The organism is Ruegeria sp. AG6 (genome assembly GCF_056541565.1).
The window spans coordinates 24028-49433 of sequence record NZ_JBQFYQ010000009.1; the positions used below are offsets into that span (position 1 = coordinate 24028).

Here is a 25406-nt window from a genome sequence, read left to right on the forward strand (position 1 = left end):
ACCACGGCGCATTTCAACAGAGGAGAAGACCATGAGAACCAATCTGAAAAAGCTGGGGATGGCTGCTGTGGTCAGCGTCTGCGCTGTACCGGCATTCGCAGCCGAAGAGGTGAAAATCGGCGTGCCATCCTGGACCGGTGCACAAGCGATTGCCCATGTGCTGGGCGCGGTAGTGGAAATGCGCATCGGGGGCAAAGTGGAATATGTGCCCGGCAACAACGCCACGATCTTTCAGGCGATGGATCAGGGCAAGGGCGATATCGACGTTCATCCCGACGTTTGGCTGCCCAACCAGGAAAGCTTCACCAAGAAATATGTGGACGAAGCGGGCACCGTCACTCTGTCATCGAACCCCTACGAGGGTAATCAGGGTTTCTGCGTCAGCAAAGACTTTGGTGAAGCCAACAACATCACCGACATCGCCGATCTGGGCCGCCCGGATGTGGCCGCATTGATGGACAGTGACGGCAATGGCAAAGGTGAAATGTGGATTGGCGCGCCAGGTTGGGCTTCGGCCAACGTGAACGAAGTCAAAACCCGCGATTACGGCCTGCTTGATTTCATTGAGCCGATACGCGCCGAGGAAAGCGTGAAAACCGCGCGGATCAAGGACAGCATCGCCAAGGGCGAAGGCTACGCCTTTTATTGCTACAAGCCGCATGCTGTCTGGTACATGTTCGACGTCCAGATGTTGACCGAGCCACAATTCGACCCGGCAAAATACGTGATGGTCCAACCGTCTGATGACCCGGACTGGTACAACAAATCCAATGTTGCGACCAAGGACGCGCTCAAGAACGTGCAGATTGCGTGGTCCAACACGCTGCCAGAGCGTTCTCCGGCGATTGCCGATTTCTTGGCGAATTTCGCATTGACGGCGGATGATGTCAGCGGGTTCGCCTATGAGATCAGCGGCAAGGGCCGCGACCCGGCGGACGTTGCCCGTGAATGGGTCGAAGCAAACCCGGATCGTGTCGACGCCTGGCTGGGTCTCTGATCTTTCGTCCCAAAACAGGGTGGCGGCAATGGACGGCGCCACCCAAATGCGCACCTCTGGGGGACTTATGAGCGACGACACCGTTATTGAAATCTCGAATGTCTGGAAGATTTTCGGGGGCAGGCCCGAGGTGGCGCTGCAGGCAATCCGCGACCGTGGATTGGACAAGGCCCAGGTGCTGGCGAAATACAACTGCGTTGTCGGCGTCGCGGATGTCAGTCTTTCGGTCAACCGGGGCGAGATATTCTGCATCATGGGCCTGTCAGGCAGCGGGAAGTCCACTCTGGTTCGCCATTTCAACCGGCTGTTGGAACCCACCGCAGGCAAGATCGAAATCGAAGGCACTGACGTGATGGCCCTGGGCCCGAAAGAGCTTCAGCAGTTTCGCAACAACAAGATTGGCATGGTGTTTCAGAACTTTGCGCTGATGCCGCATCGGTCTGTGCTGGACAATGTCGCAATGCCGCTGGAGATCCGGCAGGTCAGCAAGAATGAACGCATGCGTCAGGCCGCTGCTATTCTGGATATCGTCGAACTCGGAGCCTGGGGATCGAAATTCGCACACGAGCTGTCCGGGGGTATGCAGCAACGTGTGGGCCTTGCCCGGGCACTGGCAGCGAACCCGGATGTGTTGTTGATGGACGAACCGTTCTCGGCGTTGGACCCGTTGATCCGGCGGCAATTGCAGGATGAGTTCATTCGACTGAGCAAAATCCTGAAAAAGACGACGATCTTCATCACCCATGATTTGGATGAAGCCGTCCGCATCGGGAACCGGATCGCAATCATGCGCGACGGCAAGGTGGTGCAGATCGGGACGGCCGAAGACATCGTCATGAACCCCGCCGACGACTATGTCGCCGATTTCGTGGCGGGTATCTCAAGGCTCAAGGTGGTGCGTGCCCACGCCGTCATGCGGCCCATACCGGAACATGTCGCGACCCACGGTCCGCTGCCCTCGGATGCCCCGCGTGTGAATGAAGGCGAAAACCTGAGCACGCTGATCAATCTGGCAATCGACACCGACAGCGCGATCCTTGTGGAGGACGGCGGCGAGGATGTTGGCGTCATAACCCGTGCCGATCTGTTGCGCACCGTGATCGAAGGAACCGAAGTGTCATGAGGTCTTCAGATGTGAACCCGCTGGAAGATACCGAGAGCGAAGCAGCCCAGGCATATGCCGAAGAGCGGCGCGAAAACATCCGGGCCTTTGTTCGCACCAGCCCCGACTATTACATCCGCAACTTCGACAAGATCGGCGCGTCGTCCCGATTTACGCCGACTTTCAATCTGATGGCCGGGTTGTTTGGCCCGGTCTGGTTCGGTGCGCGGGGCTTGTGGTCATGGGCGTTGCCATTTCTGATCCTGGAAACAATAGCCTATGTGCAGATCGCGCGCGGGTTGTTCGGCGACCTGGCGGCCGAGGCAATGGAACGCATCGCGTCAATTGAAGGGACGCTTGAGCTGCGCCGTCAGCAGTTGGCCGCTGCCATCGAAAACAACTCGGACAAGATCGACGTCTACCAGCGGACGGTGGACTCGCTCGAGGAAAACATTGGCGGCATCCGCGCCGAAGCCGAAGCAATGGCCGCTGAAGGGCCTTACATCGTTCTGACCGGCCTGTTCATTCTGATCATCGTCAAGCTTGTTCAGTCTCAGGTGGCAAATTGGGCGCTCGAGTCGCGTTTCTCGGAATGGCTGTCAGATCGTTCAATCCGATCTGCAATGCCGGTATCGCAGATCGTGTTCAGCGCGATCTTCATGGCGCTGATCGTTGCTGCGGCGATGATGCATTACAGCTTTCCGGGGCGTTTCTCGTTGCTCAGCCATTTCCCGACAGACCCCAATATCCGCCTGACCAGCATCACCTGGGTGGAAGATTTCATCGCCTGGTGCGTGCGCAACAGCGAAGCGTTCTTTGACGGGCTGACATTCGGCATCCGTACCCTGCTGGACGCGCTTGAGGTCATCTTGGTGCAGACGCCTTGGATCGTGATCGCCAGTCTCATCATTCTGCTGACATGGCTGACTGCGGGTGTCAGCACGGCAATCTATTCGGGCGCGTTTCTGGCCTATATGGGGCTGTTGGGCTTTTGGGAGGGCGCAATGACCACGCTGGCCTTGTTGGGGACAGCGGCATGCCTGTCGATTGTCATCGGAATTCCACTGGGCATGTTCGCGGCGCGTCGCCCTCGGTTCTACGCTTTCATCCAGCCGATCATGGATTTCATGCAAACCATGCCCGCCTTTGTTTTCATGGTCCCCGTGATCGCGTTTTTTGGTGTCGGCAAGCCGGCGGCGGTTGTGGTCACGATGATTTTCGGTGGTACGCCCGTGGTGCGCCTGACCGTTCTCGGCTTGCGTGGCGTGCCCGAAAGCGTGCGCGAGGCGGCGATCAGTTTCGGCGCCAACAAATGGTACCTGCTCACCAAAGTCGACTTGCCGCTGGCAAGCCCGTCGATCCGGGCGGGGATCAATCAGACAATCATGTTGTCACTGGCAATGGTTGTTGTTGCGTCTCTGATCGGTGCCAAAGGGCTGGGCGAGGATGTTCTTGAAGCGTTGCAATACGCGAATGTGGGCCAGGGTATTCTTGCGGGGTTCTCAATCCTGTTCTGTGCCATGATCCTCGATCGGATTGTACAGGGCGGCCGGAAATGACACCCATCGTGTTTATTCACGGGTTCCTGGGCGGCAGTCGGCAATGGCAGCGGCAGGTCGAGGCCCTGAAAGGTTACGATGTCATCACGCTGGATCTGCCGGGTTTTGGCGAAAATGCGCAACGTGACGCGTTTTGCAGCATCTCGGGATTCGCGGACTGGGCGCTGAATGAGCTGAAGGCGCGCGACATCGAGACATTCCACCTGGTTGGTCACTCGATGGGTGGAATGGTCGCGCAGGAAATGGTTGCGCGCGCGCCCGAGCGTGTTGACCGTTTGGTTCTTTATGGCACCGGCTCCGTCGGTGTGCTGCCCGGGCGGTTTGAGACCATCGACACCTCGAAAACCCGTGCCTGTGCAGACGGGCCGAAAGTGACGGCGCGACGGATTGCGGCAACCTGGTTTCTCGAACGCGAAAATGCTTTGGAATATGAACTTTGCGCCACGATAGCCCAGAAAAGCAACCTGAAGGCCATGCTCGCTGGTTTGGATGCGATGCATTCCTGGAGCGGCGCTGAAAACCTGCCGGCAATCAAGACCAAGACGCTGATTATCTGGGGGGATCGTGATCGCACCTACCCATGGAGTCAGACGGAACAGTTGTGGCAATCCATCCCGAATGCAAACCTCGCGGTGATACCAAACTCTGCACATGCGGCGCATCTGGAAAAAGCCGAGCTGTTCAACGGGATATTGCGAGACTACTTTGCTGCCTGATGAATTGCGCCAAACAATTGAACCGGTCAGATGTTGCCATTCCGCGGCAAACCGGATGATCGATTTGGTCGAACGCCATGGTCCGTCAGATTAATCCGTTGATCGGCCGGATTTTACATATCAACGCGTCGCCGCAAGACCACCAGTTCCTGGCCTGATATTCGGCAGGGCCCCAAATTGGCATGCGTTCCTGCCCTCACGCTTGAATCGTCGAAAAAGTTTCCTTCGCGCAGTTATGCACCCAATCCAACGAAACTGCGCAAATCGATCAGATTTGCAAAACACGGACGTCCGGCATGGACCGGATCGTGGCCAGATCTTGCTCGTAAAGCTCTGTGAACGCTTCAACTATATCGGAATTCCAGCCCGGCAAGTCGAGCTCTTCTTCGATCTGCTCCGGTCGGGCGTATTCGTCCAGAATATTTGCCATCTCTTCGCGTCGGCGGTCGTGATCGATGGCGTCCCCTTTTCTCACGATGTCCAATACATGACGTTGTCCGGCTTCTGTCAAAAGTGAGGACAGGAATGCAAACTCTTCATGAAGCACAGCCTCATCAGGCAATCCCGCTATGGCGCGGATGATATCGCCCCAGATAAGCGGCGAATTCTCGTGTTCCCACAAGGTGAGCTGAACCTGAGGCGCAAGATCCCGCAGGTCTTCGATCATGCCAAGCCAGCTGAGGCAGCTTAAATCGGTGCTGGCCAGAATGTCCCGCCGATGGTCCTCATGGATCGAGGCCAGAATCTTTGCGATAAAAACCCCGGGGTTCACCAGCCCTGCAAACACTTGAACCTGCACGCCGTCCAGCAGAGTGTCCGCATGGGCCGTTCTATTCCCCGCAAACGGATAGATCTGGCCGTCTTGCAGCGCGGTGCGCCTGGGGCCAAAGAACTTGTCGCTCGACACAACAACGCGGTCCAGATTCTGGTTTCCGGCAACAAGCTCGGACAATCTGTTTCGTGCGTCTGCATCAGATACATCCTGCAGAATCGATTCAGACATCACTTTGACGAATAGCCGGGACCGACGCGGCCCCAGAACCGCAGTTCGGTACTTGGCCAGTACGCTCCTGTTCGCACCAAGCGAGGACATCACCAGCCCTTCATCCGAAAAGGCAACACCGGCGTGGATGGCAACCTGCATTTTTTCCTTTACCCCTTGGCTTTTCTGCATAGCCGCGTCCGTTACCACACGCGAGATATTTGCAACGGATGAATTCAGCGTTTTTTGCACGTTCTCAGGAAATCGGGCAATGTCTAAGTTTGGGCTAAAATTCAGGCTTGCAGTCCACTGCCAGAGGAAGTAATCGACAGCCAGTGCCCCTATAGCTCAGCTGGTAGAGCAACTGATTTGTAATCAGTAGGTCCGCGGTTCGAGTCCGTGTGGGGGCACCACTTGAAATCATTGAAAATGAACAAATAATTTCGCATCGCTGGCGATGTGCGTTTCGAATTTTCAAACGTTTTTCTAACGTTCGCGGTTTCGTTGCCCTGTCGTTTAAACGTGCCGGCGACTCAGTGAAAAATTTCCAGGGTGCGCCAAAATCCCGCTACATCAGGGCTTTAGCGTTCCGCCGTACAGGGGGCATCTTTGCTCAGTAGGTGGGAAAACACGATTCCGTACTCTCAGCCTGTCCAGTCGATTTGACTGGGAGAAGAGAGGTTTCCCTTGCCGTCGGATTTGATCAAGGGCCTCAGCTTCTTGCTCCCTTTTTGTGAAGCGAAAAGGGAATCCCGTCGAGGAATGGGTTCATCTGATCAACGGTAAGCTGCTTGTCGTCACCAACAGTTTGATTGTCGACTATGAGATTTCGGCCGAAACTCTTCTTGATCTCAAGTTCGACGCCAAAGTAATCCGAGCTTTGTCAGCCTTTGGGTCAGCCCCCTCATATCTGATCAACGACCAAGAAGACTTTTGTCAGAAGTGGGACGACGGCCAACGGTTTTTCATATCCAGAAAGGGCGCATTGAAACCCATATGGTTTCCCGGATCACCACGCGACTTGGCTGGTCGAAAAAGCGTTGAACGACGACCATGTTCCCAAGAGCCCACGGCGATCCAGAAAGGCAGGAAGCCGCGAAAGAACATCGAACGACGGCGACGATTCTTCACTGATCGAAGATTGATGGATTGGCCGCTTCAGAAAGATCAAGTGGCCTCGGAACAGCCCCGCGCCGAACGTTCAAGAGTCATGGGCGATGCTGCGATCCAGATGTTCGGTCAAGGGACTTCTTTGAGCGTATTTCGACAAGCGCAAAACACGGTCGACGCGGAATACCGACCTTCTCAAAATCGGTATTTGATTGGCAACAAACCAGAAGAACAGACTTTCGGCGCTGATGTTTCGACACCGCCCGGTCCAAAATACAGGTCTCGGAACTTGTTTCGGTTAAGGAAGTCCCGAGATTTATCTGGACGGCGCTCCTGATGGGGTGGACGTCGATGCCCTGGTCAGCACTTTCAGGTCGCACTTGGTCGTCGTGATCTTTTCGGAATGCTCTGCGACAATGCTTGTGATCAATTCTGCGGACAGGGCGCCAATGCGCTTGGCTGGGATGCGAATGGTCGAGAGGGACGGTTCGATTTCGCTTGAGCCTTTGAAATCTCCGATTCCCATGACGGACAGGTCTTCAGGAACACGCACACCGCAGTGTTTTGCTGCGTACAGCACGCCCTGAGCGATAATGTCATTGCCGCATAAAATAGCGGTAGGACGTGGTGAATGATCCAACAAGCTTATGCAAGCGCGTTTGGCTTCCAAAATGCTATAGGGGGCTTCCAGGCGCCATTGTTCGGGAACCTCGATCCGTTCCAATCCCAATTCTTCCAAGGCGCCGTGCAACCGGTCATATGCGCGATCATTCCCGGCAGGGTCGGGAAAGATCAAACCTATGTCGCGGTGTCCCAAATCCAGCAAGTGGCGTGCGGACAAACGGCCAGCTTCAGAATTCTGAACACCCACGCAAGACAATCGCGCTTCATCGTCATAGTTCCAGATTGCAATCGTCGGAACACCCTGTTGTTCGATCAATTGATACGTCGATTCCGAGTGTTCAAGCCCGATAAGCGCAAGCCCGTCAACGCGATGCTCCATCAGTTTGCGCAGCATCTTGTATTCGCGCTCCAGATCGAACCCGTGCGAAGCAATCAACATCGTGAAACCATGCTGGTCCAGCCCATCCGAAAAGGATTGGATCAGTTCAGCGAAGATGGCGTTGTCGATTGTCGGCACCACCAACCCGACAGTTCCGCTGCGTCGGCCGTGCATGACTTGCGCGGCTCGGTTGCGAATATAACCAAGCTTCTGCACCGCCCGGTCAATCTTTTTCCGAGTCGCCGGCTTGAGCAATTCCGGGTGATTGAAGCTTCTCGAAACCGTCGAGATGGAAACACCGGCAGCCTTTGCGACAGCGACAATATCCGGCTTATCTATATGTTTTTTATTCACAACTTTCATTCGATCGAGGCTATTTATGAAAACATTTGCAAAACTATTTTCATCTCTTAGCCTAAAATGTCAACGCGCAAACAAACACAGGGATGCAACGTGGAATTTCTGTATTACTTCGGAGATGTCTTCACACCGGTCTCGTTCGGGCTGTTGCTCCTGGGAACGATTGGCGGGCTGATTTTGGGGGCAACCCCCGGACTGTCACCCACCATGGCCGTGGCCCTGCTGATCCCATTCACGTTTCATCTGGCACCCGTTCAGGGGCTGATCCTTCTTGGCGCGGCCTATACCTCGACGGTCGCCGGCGGCGCGGTCAGCGCCATCCTTCTGAAAATTCCCGGAGCGCCCGCAAACATCGCCACGACGTTGGATGGGCATACGATGGCCAAGCAGGGCAAGGGCGCACAGGCGTTGCAGCTGAGCTTTCTGGCGTCTGCCGTTGGGGGGGTGATCGGAGTGCTTCTGCTCATCTTCCTGACACCGGTTCTTGCGCAATGGGCGTTGGCCTTTGGACCAAGCCACCTGTTCTGGCTCGCCATCCTGGGCGTAACCGTCATTGGATCGCTGGATAGTGCATCTGTTGTCAAAGGGTTGCTGTCGGGATGCATCGGTCTTTGGCTTGCGACCATTGGGTTCGATGACATCATGGGCGCGCAACGGTTCATCTTCCACCCGGCGCTTGGTGGCGGCATCAACATCATCGCCGCGCTCATCGGGCTTTTTGCAATTCCTCAGGTCCTGACCATGTTCGCCAAGGGCCGCAACACGGCAAATGCCGAAGTGATCGAAGTCGAAAAGCACTCGATCATGGATGCGGTGCGTGAGCTTCTGCGCCGCCCGAGGGCGCTGAGCATCGGCACCATTACCGGCTCGGTCATCGGGCTGATCCCGGGCGTCGGTGGACAGATCGCGGGTTTGGTCGCCTATGACCAGACCAAGAAGTTCAGTCCCGAGCGCGAGAAATTCGGAAAGGGCCACAGCGAAGGCGTGATCGCAGCGGAAAGCGCGAACAACGCCATGGTCGGCCCCAGCCTTGTTCCGCTTTTGACGCTCTCGATCCCGGGGTCGCCGACTGCGGCGGTGCTGCTGGGCGGCCTGTTGATCCACGGGATTTTTCCCGGCACGGACCTTTTCGACAACCACCCGGATGTTGCCTGGACCTTCATAAATTCGATGCTGATCGGGCAGGTGTTGATGTGCATCTTCGGTCTTTATGTCGCGGGCCTTGCCGCCCGGGTGGCGCAGGTACCGCAGAGCGTCATGGCCGCAGTTGTTCTGGGCCTGGCTGTCTTCGGAAGCTATTCGGTACAGTCCAGCATGGGCGACGTCTATGTCATGGCGGCACTTGGCATCATGATGTACTTTCTTGAGCGTTTTGGCTTTTCAGCTGCGCCACTGGTGCTTGGCCTGATCCTTGGCCCGATTGCCGAGGCGAACTTCATTCAAGGTTCGATGATTGCAGGGGCCAGCGAAGGGATGGCCAGCTATTTCCTGACCGGAACGCTGAATATCGTTCTGATCGCAATCGTCATCGCTTCGATCGCCTATTCGGTCTGGATGGAGCTTCGCAATCGTCGCTACACATCAAAAGAGGAGATCATGGCATGAGTTCCGTCAGTCTTCCACGCGCGCAACATATTGTGGCGTCCGGTGTCATTGCTGCCGTCGGGATCTGGGTGGCATGGGTCAGCTATACCCAGCAACCGGCCGAAGCTTTCTTGTTCCCACGCCTGATTTCGACTGTGTTTGTCGTTCTGGCCCTGTGGACGTTTGCCAAGGCGCTTCTGGGCTGGACCAAGGTGGGCAACGGCGTCTCGCGCAAGGATTTCATTTGGCTTCTGCCAGGACTGATTATCGCGCTCATCTACATCTTTTGGGCCGCCAAGGCGCTTGGGTTTTACACCGCCGGAACGATCACATTCTTCTTGCTGCTCAGCTTCTATGACCCTGCACCGCATGGCGAAATCAAAACCTGGACCAGGCGTGTGATCATCACGATCGGGTATTTGGCCGTAATGTATGGGCTCTTCGCCATGCTCCTCAAAGTTTACACGCCACGAGAAGTATTTTTCTGAAAAAGACCGCGCGAAAAGCGGCTTACGCAAATCCAAGGGAGGATCTGAAATGAAACATCTACTGGCAGGCGCTGCACTGGCGCTGATGTCCCTGACCGGTGGCGCGGCCGTCGCGCAGGACTACCCCGAACGCCCGATCATGATGATGGTCAGTTACGGTGCGGGTGGCGCCACCGACTTTCAGGCGCGCATCGTCACCATGACTGCGGGAAATGAAGACGCGCTTGGAATGCCCATCGCGATCATCAACAAGCCGGGGGCCGGTGGCCGTGTCGGCTGGAACTGGTTTGCGACACAGGCCGAAGCTGATGGCTATACGCTGGCGGCTTATAACATCCCGCATTTCATCGCCCAGTCGATCAAGGGCGGCGTTGAATACTCGGCAGACAGCTTTGAGCCCATCGCCAACTGGGGGGCGGATCCTGCGGTATTCGTCGTGGCCAAGGACAGCCCCTTCAATTCCATGCAGGAGGTGGTGAACTATGCCAAGGAAAACCCGGGGAAGCTGACCTTTTCGGGTGCGGGCCTGTTCGTCGGGCACCACATCGCCGCTTTGCAGCTTGAGAAGGAAGCCGGGGTCAAAATGGCGTACATCCCGACCAAGGGCGGCGGTGCGGCGGCCATGAAAGCCGTGATTGCAGGCGACGTCATGGGCGGCGTGAACAACCTGTCCGATGCGTTCCGCGCACAGGAAGCCGGAAATGTCAAAATCCTTGGCGTGTTCGATCTGGAACGCAGCGCGTTCCTGCCGGACGTCCCCACACTGAAAGAGCAAGGCTTTGACATCGACAATGCCAGCGTGAATTTCCGCGGCGTCATGGTCCCCAAGGGCACCCCGCCAGAGGTCATCGACAAACTGGCCGCTACAGTCCCGGAAATGTTCAAAAACGCGCGGGTAGCAGGAAAAATGAAAGCCGGTGGATCACCCATGCACGTCATGACCCGCGAAGAGGTTCAACAGATGTGGGCCGCACGTCAGGAAACCCTGCAAGAGCTTCTGGCCGGTCTGTAACGATTTGAGCAGTGGCACAGGATGGGGCGGTTTCCGCCCTGTCCCCACCAATAGGAATTCAATGATGAATGCACATGATGACATCGCCCAAGTCAGTTTGATCATGACCCGTGCGCGCACCGCTCAGAAAGAATACGAAACCGGCGCCAGCCAGACGCGCTATGACCGCGCAGCAGCTGCCGCCGCCTGGGCGATCATGGAGCCTTCACGCAACAGGGCTTTGGCCGAACTTGCGGTCAAGACGACAGGACTGGGCAACGTGCCGGACAAGGTGATCAAGAACCATCGCAAGACCCTTGGCCTGATGCGCGACATAAAAGACGTCAGAACCCATGGGATCATCCATGAGGATGCAAGTACCGGCATCACCGAGATTGCGCGCCCAATCGGGGTGATTGGCGCCGTGGTGCCGTCGACGAACCCGGCAGCCACACCCGCCAACAACGTCATCAACGCGTTGAAATGCGGCAACTCGGTTGTTGTCGCCCCGTCACCCAAAGGCGTTGCAAGCTGCGAGCTGCTTTTGCGTTACATTCATGCCGAGTTCGACAAACTGGGGCTGGATCACGATCTGGTCCAGATGATTCCCCCGCCGGGTTCCAAGGCCAAGACTCAGGCGATGATGGAGCTCTGCGACCGGGTGATCTGCACCGGCAGTCAAAACAATGTGCACCGCGCACAGACATGCGGCACCCCTGCGGTGGCCGTCGGTGCGGGCAATGTCACCGTGATCGTCGATGAGACAGCTGACCTGAAGGCCGCTGCCCGGAAGATCACGGCCTCCAAGACTTTCGACAATGCGACCTCCTGTTCGTCCGAGAACGCAATCATCGCCGTCGACGCAATCTATGATGATTTTGTCGCAGCCCTTTCCGATGAAGGAGGCGCATTGGTGAAGGACGAAAACCAGATCGTCTCAAAGCTTTGGCCGGATGGGCATCTGAGCCGCGAAGTGATCGCACAGGACGCCGACAAGATGATCAAGGCACTGGGCATGGTTGGTCAGGTGCCTGAAAACACAAGGTTCCTTGCAGTTGAAACCAAGGGGATCGGTCCGGATCATCCGCTTTCGGGTGAGAAACTAAGCCGCGTGGCTGCGCTCTATCGTGCACACGATTTCGAGGACGCCCAAGCCATAGCCGCTCAAATCTTGCGGTATCAGGGCGCGGGGCATTCCATCGGGATACACACCGCCGATGATGCCCGTGCGGTGGCGTTGGGTGCCTCGATGCCCACCTGCCGCGTAATCGTCAATCAGGCTCACACCTTTGCGACCGGAGGGTCATTCAACAACGGCATGCCTTTCTCGCTTTCGATGGGGTGTGGCAGCTGGGGTGGCAATGCGATTGATGAGAACCTGCATTGGAAACACTTTGTCCAAAGCACCAAAGTCATCCGTGAAATCCCGGCAATCGAACCTTCCGTCGAAGATATCTTCGCGGATTATTGGGCTGATGCGGGGACATGAGTATGGAAGATCAGACGCCCCCAGGCGGGACAATCCGCAGCTGGCTGGACGAACGCGCAAGCACCATCGGTGACCGTGATGCTTATCTGTTTTTCGACGGAGAAGCTGCGCTAACCTGGTCATCCCTGAGGGATCGGGCACGAAAACTGGCCGAAAATCTGACCGCGCAGGGATTGGACAAGGGGGCCAGCGTTGCCATCCTTCAACCAAATGGGCGCGAGGCGATCGAGAGCCTTTACGGCGTGCTCTATGGCGGGTTCCGCGCAACGGTCATCAACCTTGTCGCCGGGGACGAGGCCATTGGATATGCGCTGGGCCATTGCGATGCACGAATTGCGTTCGTCGGCGACGCGCAGGCCGATCTGTTCGACAGAGTTCGCCCCAAAGAGATGACGCGGTATTCAGCCTCTCGTTTCGATAAGGCCCCTGATCTCCATGCGCTTGGTCCCGATGACGACGCGCTGCTCATGTATACCTCAGGGACAACCGGCCGCCCGAAGGGGGTCGTGCACAGTCACTTCAGCCTGCTGGCAGGCGGATGGACCCCTACCGTTGCGCACAAGCTGACACCGGCGGATCGTGGTCTTTGCGTGCTTCCGATCTATCACATCAACGGGCTCTGCGTGACCGTGCTGAGCGCGCTTGTTTCCGGCGGTTCCCTGGCCGTGGCCGAAAAGTTTTCAACGCGCAAATTCTGGGACCAGTGCCAGAGCGCCAAAACCACGTGGTTTTCGGTGGTGCCGACCATCATTTCGCACTTGCTGCATTCCGAATTGACACCCGCGCAGGAAACCAGAGCACGCCTTCGTTTCGGCCGCTCGGCATCCTCGCCGCTTGCACCAGATGTACAAACCGCGTTCGAAACCCGTTTTGAAGTCCCCATCGTCGAAACAATGGGCCTGACGGAAACAGCCGCACAGATTTTGTCCAACCCGCTGCCGCCGGGCGTCCGCAAGATTGGGTCGCCGGGCAAAGCTTACGGCAACGAGGCATGTATCCTGTCGGCAGATCTGACCCCCCTGCCGCCAAACACCAAGGGCGAAATCGCCGTACGCGGCCCCAATTTGATGAGAGAATATCTGAAGAACCCTGATGCCACGCGCGCGACATTCACGCCCGATGGCTGGCTGCGCACCGGAGACCTAGGGCATATGGACGAAGACGGGTACTTCTTCGTGACCGGCCGTTTGAAAGAGCTGATCATAAAGGGCGGAGAAAACATCGCCCCTCGTGAAATCGACGAAGCTCTATATTCGCACCCTGACGTGATCGAGGCTGCCGCATTTGCACGCCCTTGCAAAACCTACGGTGAACGCGTCGAGGCCGCCGTCAAATTGCGAACCGGGTCAAGCGTTTCATCCGACCAACTCATCGCGATATGCGTCCAACGGCTGGGTGCCTTCAAATCACCTGATAAGGTGCACTTGTTGCAAGACTTGCCAAAGGGTCCATCTGGAAAGATCCAAAGGATTAAGTTGCCTGTTTTGACACAGTGACCGATTGCAGCCCATAGAGGCCCCGCAAGCAGGCTTGCAATTTCCGATATGCAATCCAGACGGGCCTTCGCAAGGCATTGACCAATAACGGCATTCCCGAGGCTTGGGCCGGAACCAGAGCTTAAAACGATTTGAGCCATTTCATGAAAATTCTCACCGTGACCCTGTCTTGATCGCCGGGGCGGCAGGAGAAGTAGAGCCCACGATCCAATGAAACCCGGCTTTCATCAAGACGATCAACCGACCAAGTTCCAGATCCCACTCTGCCAGAAGATGCCTGGCCAGTGCCTCGCCCTTGGGCGAGTTCTTTGTTTTCCTCAAGCGCCATTCCAGCTTCACACCGAGCTTGCTTCCCATGAAGAACGGCGGGCGATGTACCATCAGGTAGATATCGGGTGGCTTCCCTGTAGCCACTTTTCGATTTGAGCAGGCCCGCCTGCATGGCAGTATGGCCGATTCGATGAAGACACGCCAACGCCGAGCCACCCGTTCAAAACCAACCAACTAACCCGCAGAACTATGGGCGGATACCGCAAAACTATGGGGTATCCGCAGTGCTATGCGCGCACCTACGCATGTGTAGGTCCGCTCATTACGCTGCATTCCCAACATTGATTTCATTGAAGAAAATCTTGGAAGATTGCCCATAACTCTGCGCTTTGTTTATGCATAACTTTGCACGATTTGCCCATAAGTTTGCGTGCCACAGAGAACCCATCGAACAAACCAGCTCCTGTGGCTTAAGGTCGGTGACAAGATCGGCGACGTAACAGAGATCAAACTGAAGGAAACACTCATCAAATCGATCAAAAACGAGATGATATGTATTCCAAATGCCCAGCTGCTCAATTCCGAAGTTGTGAACTACTCACGAAAAGTGGATGGCCGGGGGCTAATGGTGCACACGACGGTGGGGATTGGCTACGAGGAGCCTCCCAAGAAAATCAAAGCGATGCTGATTGAGGCGGCACACCGAACGCAAGGGTTGAGAAAGAGCCCAGAGCCATTTGTGCTTTGGACCCAGTTGGCAGATTACGCGATCAACTATGAAATCAACGCGTACACTTCTCGTGGATCGAGTTTACCAAAATTTTGTTGGATCTTCGCGAGAACATTGTCGATGTTTTTAATGAAAACGAAACTCAAATAATGACTCCGTCTTACATCGCTGACCCACCGGAACCCAAAATACCTTCAGCTGATTGAGTGTGAGCTTGCTCACATATCTGACTAACAACTCGTCAGGGTCATCTATGAAACTTCAAAAACGCAACACCGCCGTCGTCGGATTGGATTGATTGATATTGAGCAATGATTAGAATCAAACAAGAAATCTTCAGAACTCAGCGAGGCTCCGGATGATCAAGTGGGTACTTTCCGCAACTGCAGTGCTTCTGCCTGGGTTTGTTCACGCAGCCGGGATGGAACAGTGGGGTGAGTCCGGCGACTGGGCAATTCTCATCGATCCAGAAAAAGGCAACGGTTGTCTCGCGTGGAGAGCCTTTGAAGACGATATGACAGTAGAAATTGGCGCTGCACCAAACCAGGCTGGCGGCTTTTTTGCCGCCTACAATCCGGCCTGGGTTCAAGTCGAGGACGGTGCGACAGGCATAGTAAGATTTGATTTTGGTGATGCGCAGTTCGAAGGTGAGGCCGTAGGTGTCTACAAGAATGGCGTGCCCGGTGGCTACGCATTTTTCGACAATCCGGCATTTGTAACCGAGTTTGGAAAACGCCAAAGCGTTACGATCATTGGCGAAAGCGGAGCCGAAGTCGAACTCGATTTAAGCGGATCCGCAAAAGCCATTGAGGCCGTTCTGGCGTGTCAGGCGGAGCAGCCAGATCCGCTGAAGAATTAGGTCGCGACCGATTACTGCAATTGGTTGATGTCTGGCACGCAAGGTTGCCTGTTTACTGGCATTGCATCAGCGCCCTCTGGAGCCTTGTTCCTAGACCCACCCACGTCCAGCTTGAACTTCGGTGATGAAAGCTTACCTGTCACATCAAACGGCCAAGCGCTGCGGGAAAGGGGTTTGCCCACGCGCCGTGGCTCCGCTCGTATTGCAATCGTATCGTTCAGCCAGTCCACTTGTCCCCTGGCCACCAACTGAACAGATGCTGTTTCAATGACGATGGAGTTTGAACTGACCCGCCCGGCCTGAATATCAACCGGAGCAACCACGCAAGTGATGTCGGTGTAGCCTTGTCTGAACTCTTCTGAAAACAGCCAAGGGAAAATACCTAGCCCGGCCAACTCAAGAAGACTGGTACTAATGTAACCTTGCGACATCGACAAAGACGCTTTGCCGCGCATGGAGTTGATGAAGGCCTTGCCCGAGGCGGTACTGCCCGAAACGTTGAATTCACCACTCAAACGCCCGTAGGCATCAATTCCAATCCCTAACTCATCAAGGATCTCACCGAACTCCCACCCTGAGGTCGACCCCGACAATGAAAGCCAATCAGGTGAGTCAATCAGATCCATGACCGCCCGCAGGCTGAAGGTTCCGCCGCCATAAGCCATCTGAAGAGGTCCGAAATCCACGGTTCCGTCTTTTGCAGACAATTGGCTGGAAACAGATGTTACGACTTGCTGGCCTACAATCTCTTTGAATTCGATCTGTACCTCGACGTCAGCTTCTCGCAGCACGCGTTGCACATCCAGAAGATCGGCAGGCTTCCCTTTTTCCTTTGGCAACACCAGGGGCTGGACGTTTGTCTCCTTCGACAAAACCAAAGGCTGAACTTCGGCTTCAGGTTCTTTTGGGGTTTCCCCTACCAGGCTTTTCAATTGGTCCAGCACGGCAGTCAGGTTCTTCAGGTCGTTGAGATCGAGCCTCTCGCTGGTAACGTTGCCGCGAATAACAGAAGAGCCATCCGGAAATTTTGCATCGAAAGCCGCTAGAAGCTGCGAGGAGCCAGCTTCGAACTCGATTGCAGCATTAAAGTCCTCGCCCTGCTTTGAGGTTTCAGCATCAATGCCGAGTGCGCCAATTTCGATAGGTTGCAGGTTGAGCGCGTTCAGAAATTGAGCACCATCGCCCACATCCAGGTTCACGTCGAAATCAAGCCCGGCCAGCCCTTTGAGCTCATTGACCGACAACGCAAGGTCGAGCGCCCAAAGATCGGTGTCATAGCTGGTCGCGTTGAACCTATTTAGTGATACCGGGCCTCCCGCATTGGATATGCTGAAGTCCGCCTTAATACCGCCAAACTGGTCGACAAAACCTTCGTCGAGATCGGGCAAAATCAACTTGGCAGGCCCATTCAGCATGCCATCGAAGCTCACGTCCTGAAGCTGAAGCAGGTCGAGTACTTCGCCTTCAGCTTTCAGAAACGGCTCCTCGATTGGGCCAGCTTGCAAGGTAATGCCCAACATCGCGAGGCGGCCATCCGGCATGCGGCGAATACTTTCGATAGAGGCTGGACCGATCACGTCCAGCCCTTGGTCAAAGGCGTTGGTTTCAAACAGTAATTTCTCGAATTCGAAGGAGGCGAGAGATCCAACCATATGCATTTCAAAGCCAGTGAACTTCAGATCTTGGATACTCTTTGCTGCTTGAGGCGGCTGCCCCTCTGGGTGAAGGCGCGCATTGAAAAGCAGATCGACGCCTTTAGCTGTATAGAGGTCATCTATCGAACCTTCAGCTTCGAGTTTTTGCCCATCTTCAAGGCTTACGGTTGTAGTAAATGCTTCGATCTTTAGGGCGTCCTGAGACACAAGCTCAGCTTGCAACTGGCCATTACCTTCCAGAACGCGTTCCAATCCCATGACATCGAGAAAGTCACCGAATTCGCCAGTATCCATCTCCAGGACAGCCCGGTAACCGCCACCTTCGTCTTCCGCGAATGGCTCGCCATCGTAGCGGACAGTCATTTCTCCAAAGTTGGCTCTCGTCGTAAACGGCGCGTCATGGGGATAGTCGCCCTTGATTTCAAAACCTTGACCGTTGACCGAGCCGGAACCAGAGACCTTTGTTCTTTTTCCGTTATCTACTTGTTCAAGCGCAAGCGACTGAAGGTCAAACACAAATGAGAAGCCCGAGACCTTGTCGTCGATGTTTAACCCGATTGATGTGAAATTGACGTTCTTGTCGCTGAGAAAAGTAAGAATCCCACTGTTTTCTTTGCCACCAACTTCGGACGTTTCGAGTTCGGCCTCAGCATCCTGATTGTCCTCTGCAAGCGATCCGTTGGTTTGAGGCGTTGGCATTGGTCGGCTTTTTCGCCAGCTTGTTGTCCCATCCGTGGCTGTAAGAAAGTTAGCCTGAAGACCGTCCACCAAAAGGTTGTCAAAGTGCAGACGTCCGTTGGCCAAGGCGGCAACGTCCAGTTCCAGTTCAAGCAGTTTCAATTCTGCAAGAGAGGTCTCTGGCAGTGTCTCGCTCGGGATGACCACGCCGCCGACATAGATGTGGGTAATGCGACCTAGTGCGACGCTAACATCGTCGTTGACCAGAAGCGGCTGCCCAATTTGTTCCGAAAGAGCCTTTTCCACAAGGTTGCGTCGCATATCTGAGAACAACGGCGCAGCAAGTAGCAACCAAACAAAAGCGATTGCTGCAAAAGCGAGTAGCGCAACGAGTCCAATTATCCTAAACAGCCAAGTTCTCATTTGCTTCCCTGTGATCGCTTTCATAATTCAGTTTAACCGCAAATCGGGAATCTCCAATCTTTCTGGCAACTAAGGATATAGTGATTGCTATGTCGCGTTGGTTGCGTCCGTAGGATTGCATCCTATTTTCTGAGTTTTGGTGGCCTCTCGCCCAGGTCAGCTCGTTCACAAAGAAAGTCCATGGGTTTGTGCTGTGCTATCGGGAGTGTCCACACTCGCGCCTAGATTTTCCGCCCTTTGATCACACAAACGGGCTGAACGCGTCTGGCAATTTCATCAGCTCTGCCGCGACTTTGTTCCCGATTGCGCAGTGCGGTGTTTTTTCGTTGCTGGCGTTCAGTCGTCCTGACAGATGGAGATAGACTTATAGTGCATAGTGCCGTGGAGGCAGAAAATTCAGGCACTAGTATTTGCGCATGCAACGAACGGCAGCTTCGAATCGCCCCAGTGCGGCATCAAAGTAGACTTCATAAAACTTGAAAAGGGCCGTCCGCGAAACTTTGCAAAGTCTGCTTTCTGCGCGTCGCAGAGGTTCGCGAGAATCCAAGCAAAAAGGCCGCATGGAACCCAAGGTTCCTTAGGAAGGCCCTTTGCGTGATCGAGCAACGCAAAGGACCATAACCGCAACGACTAAGCCAAAAACTGATTGAATTCATCGCTAAGGCAGACAATCGCGCAGCGCAAAACTATGGGCAAACTATGCAAACTTATGGGGTATCCGCAGTGCTATGGGGCTCCCTACACATGATCAGAAATCCAGATTCTCAACACTCAAGGCGTTTTTCTGGATGAACTCCCGACGAGGTTCCACAACGTCACCCATCAACTTGGTGAACAGATCATCCGCCTCGACCATGTCATCCACGCGCACTTGCAGCAGCGTCCGCGCATCCGGGTCCAGTGTCGTTTCCCACAGCTGGTCAGGGTTCATCTCACCCAAGCCTTTATAGCGCTGCAAGGACAAGCCCTTTTCACCCTCTTCCAGAATGGCGCGCAACAAGTCCAGCGGACCGTGGATCATCTGGCTGCGATCACGACGGTTCAAAGTGGCCGGAGAGTTGTAGATCTCTTGCAGGCTCTGCGTAAAGCTGCCGGTCTTGCGCGCCTCGCCCGAGCGCAGCATCGGGCCGTCCAGCGTGCGAACCTCTTCGACACCGCGCAGGATACGGGCCAGCCGGATGCCGTGATCCTGTGTAATACGACCCTGCCAACCGCGTTCGTACTCCAACGCGATCAGATCCAGCCGTGCGGCGACTTTGTCAGCCACACCTTGCAGGTCAGCATCAACAGCGCCAGGCACAAAGGCTCCTGCAACGGCGGCCTGTTCCAGAATATGACGCGGGTAATGCGTTGGAAACGCATCCAGCACACGTTTAAGCTGACGCGCCTCATCCACCACGCGGGTCAGGTCCTGGCCGATGATTTCCTCACCCGAGCCGAGTTTCAGAACCGCGCCTTCGACGCCCTGATTGATCAGATAGTCATCCAGAGCGGCCTGATCCTTCAGGTAAACCTCTGACTTTCCGCGGGAAACCTTGTACAGCGGCGGTTGCGCGATATAGAGGTACCCGCCCTCGATCAGCTCAGGCATCTGCCGATAGAAGAAGGTCAGCAACAGGGTCCGGATATGCGCGCCGTCCACATCCGCATCGGTCATGATGACGATCTTGTGGTAGCGCAGCTTTTCGATGTTGAACTCATCGCGGCCAATGCCCGTACCCAGCGCCATGACGAGGTTGCCAATTTCCTGAGACGATAGCATCCGGTCGAACCGGGCGCGTTCGACGTTCAGGATTTTCCCCCGCAGGGGCAGAACCGCCTGCGTCAGACGGTCCCGGCCGGTCTGGGCGGAACCACCAGCCGAGTCACCCTCGACCAGGAAGACTTCGGTTTTCGATGGATCCTTCTCGGAACAATCCTTCAGCTTGCCCGCCAGATAGTTCACATCCATCGCCGTCTTGCGTCGGGTCAGCTCGCGTGCCTTACGCGCAGCTTCCCGGGCCAACGCAGCCTCGATGATCTTGCCGACGATATTCTTGGCCTCGTTGGGGTTTTCTTCGAACCACTCGGCCAGTTTTTCGTTCATCAGACCTTCGACAGCCGGGCGGACCTCGGAGGAAACCAGCTTGTCCTTGGTCTGGGACGAGAATTTCGGGTCGGGCACTTTCACCGACAATACGCAGGTCAAACCTTCGCGCGCATCATCGCCGGTGAAGCTGACCTTTTCCTTTTTCGCGATCCCGCTGGACTGCGCATAGTTGTTGATCGTCCGGGTCAAAGCCCCCCGGAACCCAGCCACATGGGTCCCGCCGTCGCGCTGCGGAATGTTGTTGGTGAATGGCAGTACCGTTTCGTGGTAGCTGTCATTCCACCACATGGCGATCTCGACACCGATATCGTCGCGCTCACCCTTGATATAGATCGGCTCGGGCATGGCCGGCGTTTTGGAACGGTCGAGGTATTTGACGAACTCCTTTACGCCGCCTTCGTAGAACAGCTCGGTCTCCAGCCGCTCGGCAGGGCGTTCGTCGATCAGGATGATCCGCACGCCCGAGTTCAGGAATGCCAGTTCGCGCAGCCGTTTTTCCAACGTCTCGAACGAGTATTCGAGATTCGAGAACGTGTCGGTCGACGCCAGAAACCGCACTTCGGTTCCCGTACGATCGCCGCATTCGCCGACAACCTTCAGATGCTTTGCTGTTTCACCGCCCTCAAATCGCGCCACGTGCTCTTTGCCCGCGCGCCAAATGCGCAGCTCCAGCCAGTCCGACAGGGCGTTTACTACCGAAACACCCACGCCATGCAGTCCGCCCGACACCTTGTAAGAGTTGCTGTCGAACTTGCCGCCCGCGTGCAGCTGGGTCATGATGACCTCTGCCGCTGAAACGCCTTCTTCCGGGTGGATATCAACCGGAATTCCGCGGCCGTTGTCGCTGACCGAAACGCTGGAATCCGCGTGAATTTTCACAGTCACATGGTCGGCGTGACCCGCCAGCGCTTCGTCAATTCCGTTGTCGACAACCTCATACACCATGTGGTGCAGGCCCGATCCATCATCCGTGTCCCCGATATACATCCCGGGGCGTTTGCGAACGGCCTCTAAACCCTTGAGAACTTTGATGGAATCTGCGCCGTATTCTTGAGGAGCCTGTGCGTCTTCGGACATTCAGTCAGTACCTATATTATTTTGGTACCTTATACGTTTTCTGGTGGGGATTGTCACGCGATCCCCCAATATTTTGTGTGTGCTCAAGTCGTTTTCTGCCCATCTGAATCCACCTCATAACCGGTCGATGTCAGAAGCGATATCCGCCGCGATTTCCAGCGCATCGACATCCTTGCGTTCGGCCGATAACCGAAGCCCCAGAATGTCCGACTGATACCGGGCCGCCAGCCGATCCGGGTCATGTTCAGGCCGGATTTCACCGGCGGCCTGGGCGCTGCGGAACAGGTCGGCGAAACACGCCTTCATTTCCGCCATGTGACGCGCGGCCTGATCCGCAAGCGCATGATCCTTCGCCTGCAACTCGGCATATGTCTTTGCCAGCATGCAGGCCTTTGCCGGGTTCTCGACCGCTTCGATGACCAGACGTGGTTGCGCCTTGAGCGCCTCCTTCGGCCCCAGTCTTTCAGCAAGGGCTTTCAGGCGCGCCACACCTTCTTGCGTGTAGCTTTCCAGCGTCAACGCATAGAGCGCGTCCTTCGACCCGAAAGCCGCGTAGAAACTGCCGGGTTTCAGCTTCAATTCCCGTTCAAGGTCCTTCAGCGACGTACCAGCCCAACCCTGACGCCAAAAGATGTCACGGGCCTTCTCGATCAACGCGTCGCGATCATATGCGGGTTTGCGGGGCATCGGCATCACCAATTCTTGAACGTTCGCTCAAATATATACTTGAGTGATCACTCAAGAAACCCTAAATACCACCCATCGCGCCAGAAACAGGAGTTCCGACATGGCCACTTTCCCGTCTCATGACATAGAATCCGCACCCGAAGCATCCAAACCACTGTTGGAAAAGTCCCAGGCCGCTTTTGGCCGTTTGCCGGGCCTGCACAAGGTGATGGCAGAAAGCCCACAGCACCTTGAAGGCTATCAAGTTCTGCACAGCCTGTTCTTGCAGACCGATTTTGACAACGATGAGAAAACCGTCGTCTGGCAGACCATCAATGTGGAAAACGAATGCCATTACTGCGTGCCCGCGCACACCGGCATCGCAAAGATGATGAAGGTATCAGACGAAATCTCCCAGGCTCTGCGCAATGAAACCCCACTGCCTTCGCCCAAACTCGAAGCGCTGCGCAGCTTCACCCTGCAAGTGATGGAAACCCGTGGCAACCCGACCGAGGAACAGCTTCAGGCGTTCTTCGACGCGGGCTATTCCCATCGTGCGGTTCTGGACGTGGTGCTGGGCCTTGCACAAAAAACCATGTCAAACTACGTCAACCACATGGCTAAAACACCGGTCGATGAAGTCATGCGCGGTTTCCTGTGGGAGCGCAAAGTCAACGAACCGGCCTAAGCCGCCACGACCGACCCCTCATCGCCTTCGGTCACGATCAGCGTCTGGGCCCGGTCACTCAACTCCTCAAACAGTTCAGGCCCGGTGCCCGTCATCCAGGCCTGAGCACCCAACGCACAAATCTCGTCATAAAGTGAAGCGCGCCGACCCGCGTCCAGATGAGCGGCCACCTCATCCAGCAAAACGATCGGTGGCGCACCTACCATTGCAGCCAAAGCTCGGGCATTGGACAGGATCAATGAAACCAGCAGCGCCTTCTGCTCACCGGTCGAACAATCCTTGGCGGGAACACCCTTGGCAGCAAAGACGCCATACAAGTCTGACCGATGCGGCCCAACCAAAGTCCGACCCGCAGCCAAGTCCCTGAACCGGCTTTCATTCAAAGCCTCGCGCAGATCCTCTGCCGTTTCGGGCATCGCGCCTTCGGTTTGCACCAATTCCAACTCGGCAGACGGAAAAGCCGTTTCCGCCTGATCCTGCGCCACCCTCAGATGGCTTAACGCCGCCAATCGCGCTGTGTGGATACGATGCCCCATCTCGGCCAACTGACCCTCAAGCGCAGCATACCAATGCGCGTCCCGAACCTGCTCTTTCAGCAAACGGTTCCGTTCGCGCATCGCTTTTTCGTAAGCCAGCGAGGCCTCTGCATGAGACGGATCAAAACTGAGCGCAATGCGATCAAGAAACCGGCGCCGGCCTTCGGCCCCTTCAATCCACAGGCGGTCCATGGATGGAACCAGCCAGACCACCCGCGCAAGTTTACCCAGATCAATCTGGGTGGCGGATTTTCCATCAATCCTCACCTGCCGTGCCGCACCACCCTCAGACCAGGTTTCGATTTCGAAATTCTGACCCTGCGATTGCAACAGTCCCGACAGTTTCCAGCCCAGCGCCTCGGGCCGCCGCGTCATCTCGGCCGCGCTTGCCCGCCGCATTCCGCGACCGGGTGAAAACAAGGATACCGCTTCCAGAATATTGGTCTTGCCCGCCCCGTTCGACCCGTGAATAGCCACCGGCCGCCCGTCCAGAGACAACCGCGCCAGCTTGTGAGACCGAAAATGCGAGACCGTAAGCTCGGTCAGGGCCAATCCCATGACCCCTCCCTTCATTTTTTCAAAAATACTCCCGCCGGAGGCATCGCATGTCCGCGCGATCAGACGCGCATTGGCATGACGACGTAAACTGCGCTCTGGTCATTGCCTTCGCGCATCAGGGTCGGGTCGCCAGCTGAATTGAACATGAACACCGCATTCTCTCGATCCACCTGAGACGCGATCTCCAGCAGATATTTGGCATTGAACCCGATCTCCAGACGCTCATCACCATAGGCGACCGCCAGTTCTTCCTCGGCCGCGCCACTGTCTGGTGCGTTCACCGACAGGACCAGCTTGTCGCCATCCAGTTGCAGCTTCACCGCACGCGAACGCTCGGAAGACACCGTTGCCACCCGGTCCACGGCCTGTGCGAACTCGGCAGCATCCACTTCCAGCTTGCGCGTATTTCCTTGCGGGATAACGCGCGTGTAGTCGGGAAAGGTTCCGTCAATGACCTTCGAGGTCAGCGTGATATCAGGCGTGGCGAAACGCACCTTGGTTTCGCTGACCGAAACCGCGATATCCATTTCATCATCGTCCAGCAGCTTGCGCAGTTCGCCTACGGTTTTACGCGGGACGATAACGCCCGGCATGCCCTCTGCACCATCCGGCAAATCGGCATCGATCCGAGCAAGCCGGTGGCCGTCGGTGGCCACGCAGCGCAGCACCTTGCCGCCATCGGATCCGTCGGCCACATGCATATAGACACCGTTCAGATAATACCGGGTCTCTTCTGTTGAGATTGCGAATTTCGACTTGTCGAACAACCGTCGCAGCAGGGCAGCCGAAGCCGTGAAATTTGATTGATACTCCGACGACGCCATGACCGGGAAATCCTCTTTCGGCAGCGTCGCCAGCGAGAAATTCGACCGACCCGCCTCAACCGTCAGACGCCCTGCCGCGCTGTCCGCGGTCAGCGTGACCAACGCTCCGTCGGGCAGTTTGCGCACGATCTCGTGCAAGGTGGTCGCGGCCACGGTGGTGGCACCGGCTTTCTCGACCTGCGCCGGGGCTTTGTCGACCACTTCGATATCCAGATCGGTCGCGCGAAACAGCGCCTGATCGCCTTCCGCCTCAATCAGGACATTCGCAAGTATGGGAATGGTATTGCGGCGTTCCACTACGGATTGGGCCTGCGAAACGGCCTTGAGAAGGGTGCCGCGTTCGATGCTGATCTTCATACCCTCAATTCCTCTGACTTGCGTACCGACATGGGCGGGACTGGCACGTTAGCGGTTCCACCCTGAGGCACAAGGATTTTTTACGGATTTCTGGGTTGGATTGCGTCCAGCGTCAAGGG

General features: G+C 56.0%; 20 protein-coding genes and 1 tRNA gene. 13 read left to right on the forward strand and 8 right to left on the reverse strand.

The features are described from left to right. Window positions 1-31: 31 nt before the first annotated feature. The 4 genes from ACR0I0_RS16265 to ACR0I0_RS16280 all read left to right on the forward strand — a co-directional run bounded on the left by ACR0I0_RS16265 (window position 32) and on the right by ACR0I0_RS16280 (window position 4374). On the forward strand, window positions 32-997 hold the full coding sequence (locus ACR0I0_RS16265) for an ABC transporter substrate-binding protein (protein ID WP_171724150.1): 966 nt from the start codon (window positions 32-34) through the stop codon (window positions 995-997). 67 nt (window positions 998-1064) lie between these two features. Further along, window positions 1065-2120: a quaternary amine ABC transporter ATP-binding protein gene (locus ACR0I0_RS16270; RefSeq protein ID WP_480492225.1), complete on the forward strand. Its 1056-nt coding sequence runs from the start codon at window positions 1065-1067 to the stop codon at window positions 2118-2120. Beyond that, window positions 2117-3658: an ABC transporter permease gene (locus tag ACR0I0_RS16275; protein ID WP_480492226.1), complete on the forward strand. Its 1542-nt coding sequence runs from the start codon at window positions 2117-2119 to the stop codon at window positions 3656-3658. The genes ACR0I0_RS16270 and ACR0I0_RS16275 overlap by 4 nt, the downstream gene beginning before the upstream one ends. Beyond that, the gene (locus ACR0I0_RS16280) at window positions 3655-4374 is read left to right on the forward strand and encodes an alpha/beta fold hydrolase (protein WP_480492228.1); all 720 of its coding nucleotides are present in this window, start codon (window positions 3655-3657) and stop codon (window positions 4372-4374) included. The genes ACR0I0_RS16275 and ACR0I0_RS16280 overlap by 4 nt, the downstream gene beginning before the upstream one ends. 268 nt (window positions 4375-4642) lie before the next feature. Here ACR0I0_RS16280 and ACR0I0_RS16285 read toward each other — a convergent pair whose 3' ends face one another. Next, window positions 4643-5548 carry a hypothetical protein gene (locus tag ACR0I0_RS16285; RefSeq protein ID WP_480492230.1) on the reverse strand — a complete coding sequence of 302 codons (906 nt, stop codon included), beginning with the start codon at window positions 5546-5548 and terminating at the stop codon, window positions 4643-4645. Window positions 5549-5693: 145 nt separating this feature from the next. Between ACR0I0_RS16285 and ACR0I0_RS16290 the strand changes: the two genes are divergently transcribed. Continuing rightward, window positions 5694-5769, forward strand: a tRNA-Thr gene (locus ACR0I0_RS16290). 1013 nt (window positions 5770-6782) lie between these two features. Here ACR0I0_RS16290 and ACR0I0_RS16295 read toward each other — a convergent pair. Further along, on the reverse strand, window positions 6783-7823 hold the full coding sequence (locus tag ACR0I0_RS16295) for a LacI family DNA-binding transcriptional regulator (protein ID WP_480492232.1): 1041 nt from the start codon (window positions 7821-7823) through the stop codon (window positions 6783-6785). 99 nt (window positions 7824-7922) lie between these two features. Here ACR0I0_RS16295 and ACR0I0_RS16300 point away from each other — a divergent pair, with 99 nt between their 5' ends. The 5 genes from ACR0I0_RS16300 (at window position 7923) to ACR0I0_RS16320 (ending at window position 13877) form a co-directional block, all read left to right on the forward strand. Next, complete coding sequence (locus ACR0I0_RS16300) at window positions 7923-9434, forward strand: tripartite tricarboxylate transporter permease (protein WP_171724144.1); 1512 nt, start codon at window positions 7923-7925, stop codon at window positions 9432-9434. Next, complete coding sequence (locus ACR0I0_RS16305) at window positions 9431-9901, forward strand: tripartite tricarboxylate transporter TctB family protein (RefSeq protein ID WP_171635715.1); 471 nt, start codon at window positions 9431-9433, stop codon at window positions 9899-9901. Before ACR0I0_RS16300 ends, ACR0I0_RS16305 begins: the two co-directional genes overlap by 4 nt. Window positions 9902-9950: 49 nt before the next feature. Next, window positions 9951-10913, forward strand: a complete 963-nt coding sequence (locus ACR0I0_RS16310; protein ID WP_171635713.1) for a tripartite tricarboxylate transporter substrate binding protein — start codon at window positions 9951-9953, stop codon at window positions 10911-10913. 64 nt (window positions 10914-10977) lie between these two features. Continuing rightward, complete coding sequence (sauS, locus tag ACR0I0_RS16315; RefSeq protein ID WP_480492234.1) at window positions 10978-12381, forward strand: acylating sulfoacetaldehyde dehydrogenase; 1404 nt, start codon at window positions 10978-10980, stop codon at window positions 12379-12381. Further along, on the forward strand, window positions 12378-13877 hold the full coding sequence (locus ACR0I0_RS16320; protein ID WP_480492236.1) for an AMP-binding protein: 1500 nt from the start codon (window positions 12378-12380) through the stop codon (window positions 13875-13877). Before sauS ends, ACR0I0_RS16320 begins: the two co-directional genes overlap by 4 nt. Before the next feature lie 153 nt (window positions 13878-14030). Here the strand turns inward: ACR0I0_RS16320 and ACR0I0_RS16325 are convergent, their stop codons facing one another. Next, window positions 14031-14258 (reverse strand): hypothetical protein, encoded by a 228-nt coding sequence (locus ACR0I0_RS16325; protein WP_245218079.1) that lies wholly within the window; start codon window positions 14256-14258, stop codon window positions 14031-14033. A gap of 319 nt (window positions 14259-14577) precedes the next feature. Between ACR0I0_RS16325 and ACR0I0_RS16330 the strand changes: the two genes are divergently transcribed. Together ACR0I0_RS16330 and ACR0I0_RS16335 are read left to right on the forward strand one after the other, a co-directional pair. Continuing rightward, window positions 14578-15027: a mechanosensitive ion channel family protein gene (locus tag ACR0I0_RS16330; RefSeq protein WP_480492238.1), complete on the forward strand. Its 450-nt coding sequence runs from the start codon at window positions 14578-14580 to the stop codon at window positions 15025-15027. Between the two features lie 208 nt (window positions 15028-15235). Continuing rightward, on the forward strand, window positions 15236-15736 hold the full coding sequence (locus ACR0I0_RS16335) for a hypothetical protein (RefSeq protein ID WP_480485983.1): 501 nt from the start codon (window positions 15236-15238) through the stop codon (window positions 15734-15736). An 11-nt stretch (window positions 15737-15747) separates the two neighbouring features. On the opposite strand, the gene ACR0I0_RS16340 is transcribed toward ACR0I0_RS16335, so the two are convergent. The 3 genes from ACR0I0_RS16340 to ACR0I0_RS16350 form a co-directional block, all read right to left on the reverse strand. Continuing rightward, on the reverse strand, window positions 15748-18516 hold the full coding sequence (locus ACR0I0_RS16340; protein WP_480492240.1) for an AsmA family protein: 2769 nt from the start codon (window positions 18514-18516) through the stop codon (window positions 15748-15750). 724 nt (window positions 18517-19240) lie between these two features. Then, complete coding sequence (gene gyrB / locus ACR0I0_RS16345; RefSeq protein ID WP_480492242.1) at window positions 19241-21658, reverse strand: DNA topoisomerase (ATP-hydrolyzing) subunit B; 2418 nt, start codon at window positions 21656-21658, stop codon at window positions 19241-19243. 114 nt (window positions 21659-21772) lie between these two features. Next, window positions 21773-22345 (reverse strand): TetR/AcrR family transcriptional regulator, encoded by a 573-nt coding sequence (locus ACR0I0_RS16350; RefSeq protein ID WP_171724140.1) that lies wholly within the window; start codon window positions 22343-22345, stop codon window positions 21773-21775. Window positions 22346-22445: 100 nt separating this feature from the next. Between ACR0I0_RS16350 and ACR0I0_RS16355 the strand changes: the two genes are divergently transcribed. After that, entirely contained in the window at window positions 22446-23012 is a 567-nt protein-coding gene (locus tag ACR0I0_RS16355; protein WP_209834144.1) for a carboxymuconolactone decarboxylase family protein, read from the forward strand. On the opposite strand, the gene recF is transcribed toward ACR0I0_RS16355, so the two are convergent. Both recF and dnaN read right to left on the reverse strand, forming a co-directional pair. Continuing rightward, window positions 23009-24106 carry a DNA replication/repair protein RecF gene (gene recF / locus ACR0I0_RS16360; protein ID WP_210093235.1) on the reverse strand — a complete coding sequence of 366 codons (1098 nt, stop codon included), beginning with the start codon at window positions 24104-24106 and terminating at the stop codon, window positions 23009-23011. The genes ACR0I0_RS16355 and recF overlap by 4 nt on opposite strands. Before the next feature lie 59 nt (window positions 24107-24165). Beyond that, window positions 24166-25287, reverse strand: coding sequence for a DNA polymerase III subunit beta (gene dnaN / locus ACR0I0_RS16365; RefSeq protein ID WP_171617360.1), 1122 nt, complete (start codon window positions 25285-25287; stop codon window positions 24166-24168). Between the last annotated feature and the right edge of the window lie 119 nt (window positions 25288-25406).

Excerpts from the sequence above, each read along its gene's own strand:
- ACR0I0_RS16350 (WP_171724140.1), bottom strand. The coding sequence starts at position 22,345 with ATGCCCCGCAAACCCGCATATGATCGCGACGCGTTGATCGAGAAGGCC.
- dnaN (WP_171617360.1), bottom strand. The coding sequence starts at position 25,287 with ATGAAGATCAGCATCGAACGCGGCACCCTTCTCAAGGCCGTTTCGCAG.
- ACR0I0_RS16265 (WP_171724150.1), top strand. The coding sequence starts at position 32 with ATGAGAACCAATCTGAAAAAGCTGGGGATGGCTGCTGTGGTCAGCGTC.
- ACR0I0_RS16320 (WP_480492236.1), top strand. The coding sequence starts at position 12,378 with ATGAGTATGGAAGATCAGACGCCCCCAGGCGGGACAATCCGCAGCTGG.
- ACR0I0_RS16340 (WP_480492240.1), bottom strand. The coding sequence starts at position 18,516 with ATGAAAGCGATCACAGGGAAGCAAATGAGAACTTGGCTGTTTAGGATA.
- ACR0I0_RS16285 (WP_480492230.1), bottom strand. The coding sequence starts at position 5,548 with ATGCAGAAAAGCCAAGGGGTAAAGGAAAAAATGCAGGTTGCCATCCAC.
- ACR0I0_RS16305 (WP_171635715.1), top strand. The coding sequence starts at position 9,431 with ATGAGTTCCGTCAGTCTTCCACGCGCGCAACATATTGTGGCGTCCGGT.
- ACR0I0_RS16275 (WP_480492226.1), top strand. The coding sequence starts at position 2,117 with ATGAGGTCTTCAGATGTGAACCCGCTGGAAGATACCGAGAGCGAAGCA.
- ACR0I0_RS16310 (WP_171635713.1), top strand. The coding sequence starts at position 9,951 with ATGAAACATCTACTGGCAGGCGCTGCACTGGCGCTGATGTCCCTGACC.
- gyrB (WP_480492242.1), bottom strand. The coding sequence starts at position 21,658 with ATGTCCGAAGACGCACAGGCTCCTCAAGAATACGGCGCAGATTCCATC.
- ACR0I0_RS16270 (WP_480492225.1), top strand. The coding sequence starts at position 1,065 with ATGAGCGACGACACCGTTATTGAAATCTCGAATGTCTGGAAGATTTTC.
- recF (WP_210093235.1), bottom strand. The coding sequence starts at position 24,106 with ATGGGATTGGCCCTGACCGAGCTTACGGTCTCGCATTTTCGGTCTCAC.
- ACR0I0_RS16335 (WP_480485983.1), top strand. The coding sequence starts at position 15,236 with ATGATCAAGTGGGTACTTTCCGCAACTGCAGTGCTTCTGCCTGGGTTT.
- sauS (WP_480492234.1), top strand. The coding sequence starts at position 10,978 with ATGAATGCACATGATGACATCGCCCAAGTCAGTTTGATCATGACCCGT.
- ACR0I0_RS16280 (WP_480492228.1), top strand. The coding sequence starts at position 3,655 with ATGACACCCATCGTGTTTATTCACGGGTTCCTGGGCGGCAGTCGGCAA.
- ACR0I0_RS16355 (WP_209834144.1), top strand. The coding sequence starts at position 22,446 with ATGGCCACTTTCCCGTCTCATGACATAGAATCCGCACCCGAAGCATCC.
- ACR0I0_RS16325 (WP_245218079.1), bottom strand. The coding sequence starts at position 14,258 with ATGGTACATCGCCCGCCGTTCTTCATGGGAAGCAAGCTCGGTGTGAAG.